This is a genomic window from Mesorhizobium sp., from assembly GCF_005063415.1.
Lineage (GTDB): Bacteria > Pseudomonadota > Alphaproteobacteria > Rhizobiales > Rhizobiaceae > Mesorhizobium.
Genome location: NZ_SUEG01000232.1, coordinates 2,431 through 4,787 on the forward strand (window position 1 = coordinate 2,431; position 2,357 = coordinate 4,787).

Genomic DNA, 2,357 nt, shown 5'->3' on the forward strand with positions numbered 1-2,357 from the left:
ATCCGAAAGAGGACGGGGCGTCGAACAGGTCCCTATTGGTCGATCGATTCACAGCGATGACGCTGCTTAGCGATGGCAGGCGGGAGTTTCCGCAATCATCGACCTGGTTGTTGCGCATCGACAGGAATATTACGCTGCCGAGCCCCCCGCGGCCTGTCGCTGCAGCGTTATCCAACGCGTTGACAAGCGTGGCAACGGCGGGAAACGCCCAACTGTTCGACAGGATTGCCGCACCATTGCTGGCGGCATAGCCGATTGCGTCGGCGACGGCCTGAGTCGATGATACTTGGGATATTCGGACGAGCATCAGACTGCATCCGGGACAGCTGCCGCTCACGCCGATCGCGTTGCTGCCCCTGGCTGCCGCCACACCTGCCACGGCAGTTCCATGCCTGCTGCCGGCGGGTAAGTCCGGCCCGGAAGGATCGTTGTCGTTGTCGACAAAATCCCAGCCGTTCACATCATCGACATATCCGTTGCCGTCGTCGTCGACACCAGGGCTCCCGTTGGCCTCCAGCGGGTTGCGCCAGAAGTTCGGCTGAAGGTCGGGATGCGTCATGTCGAACCCGAAGTCTATGACGGCGATCGTCGTTCCTGGCGTCCCTTGTTCGATTTCCCAGGCCAACGAGGTGTCTATGTCGGCGTCAGCTACGCCGCCTTTCTGGCTCGTGTTGCGATGGTGCCACTGGTCGCCAAACAGGCGGTCATTCGGGATCATCTCCTGTGGTTCGACCACAGTAATGAAATTCGGATGGGCGAAGACGACCAGATCGGTCATTGCCTGGAGCCGTGCGCTGACCTGCAGCGCATCACCCTTCGAACTGCCGTCGACCTCCACGATGAACTGGTTCGGATAATAGGCGCTCGGTTTGCCCAGCGACGCCGACTGCTCTTCAACAAGTTCCCTCGCCCTACTGGTCGTAACCGAAGGTTCGAATTGAACAATGATTTCGTCTGTGATGATCAGCGGATAGTCGATTCCCGGTGCAGTCGCGACAATTCCTGCCTGCGCGACAAGATCGTCGTTTTCGCGTTTGATATCGCGCGGAAGCTGAACCAATTCGTTTCGCTGTTTCGGGGCAATCTCGACAATATAGAGGCCACCCGGCAATTCCTCGGCAATCTTGTAGTTGCGCTCCTGGGCAAAAGCCTTGAACCGATCTGCAGTCGTCCCGTCTCGAACGGCGATGGCAAGCTTGCCGGCATCGATCGACAGCGGTGTCTTTTCGCCCTGCAAGTCCAGAAAGTCGGTCACGTCCTGAGCGCTTGCGACGCAAGGTGCGCGCAGCACTAAAATTGTGGCAAGTAAAATGATCAGTCGCATGACATTCTCTCCTTGCACGACTGAGGAAAACACCTCTCAAATTATACGTCATTCGGTAAAAGCAAATCCTCGGCCTCTATGCAAACATCGTCAACTCATTTCAATCGGGATCAATCCGAATACAGGGTCAGAGCGCTGTTCTCAGGCCACGGCCTTGAGCTCGGGAGCCAGATGTAGGCCCATGGCAGCAGATGTCGCTTGGCAGTTAATTATGAGAATCCCGTGTCAATGGTTTCCGTGACTTAGCCGTGCACTAAAATTGAGAATGAGCACTTAAATTGAGATTCCGTCGCGATTTTTTGCAGTTAAATCGAGAACGAGCTGGCAGGATATTTTCTGTATTTCTGTGTGCTAGATCAAGGGATTTGCCTTAGAAAGAGGTCGATAACTCCTACGATTTCAATGCCATAGTGTGTCAGCGTCGGGGTGTGTGTGGTTCACGCTTTTGCATCTTATTTGAGAACCGACGCGCTGAGTTTCTTAAGTTAAGTGCCACCGCCCGCACAAACTGCCGCATTCTTACGTTTAAGTGCCAAGCGACACCTCACGACAGGCCGGATCGGATGCTGTGATCTGACGGTCTTCAGCTTTAATCCATTGCCGATAAACGCGACGGACGACAATACGATGTCCGAGATCGATCGCGCCGAGCGCCTTGGCAAGCACGCAGACGTCAGCCTCGTCTCAAGGCAGTCCCCGCAAACCCTTGATCAGCAAGGGAACGATGATCCGCATCGTGCCCTCGACGTCTTCGGGGTCGCAGGCGCCATTGCTGAGATTGGCGACGCGGCCGCTATCGGCCATGATGTAGAGCATGATGGCGATAGTCATCTGGAAGCCCCAGACGACCTCCGCCTCACTGCGATCCGGGAGAGTTGTCTTCAGGAGCGCGATCGTCGCCTTGGCAAACGGATCAAAGATTTCACGGATGATGCCGCGCTCGGCGGATCTTGGATCATTGGCCTCACGGGCCAGCAAGACGCCGTAATTCGCGCTTCCCTCTTTCCTGCGCAGCATCAGCATCGGCATCAGC

At 56.0% G+C, this 2,357-nt stretch carries 2 protein-coding genes; both read right to left on the reverse strand.

The features are described 5' to 3' along the window. A partial coding sequence (locus E5W70_RS30620; protein WP_292665000.1) for a S8 family serine peptidase occupies window positions 1-1,324 on the reverse strand: 1,324 nt, incomplete at its 3' end. Window positions 1,325-2,008: 684 nt separating this feature from the next. Beyond that, the coding region (locus tag E5W70_RS30625; RefSeq protein ID WP_292665001.1) for a CerR family C-terminal domain-containing protein at window positions 2,009-2,357 on the reverse strand (349 nt) is incomplete at its 5' end.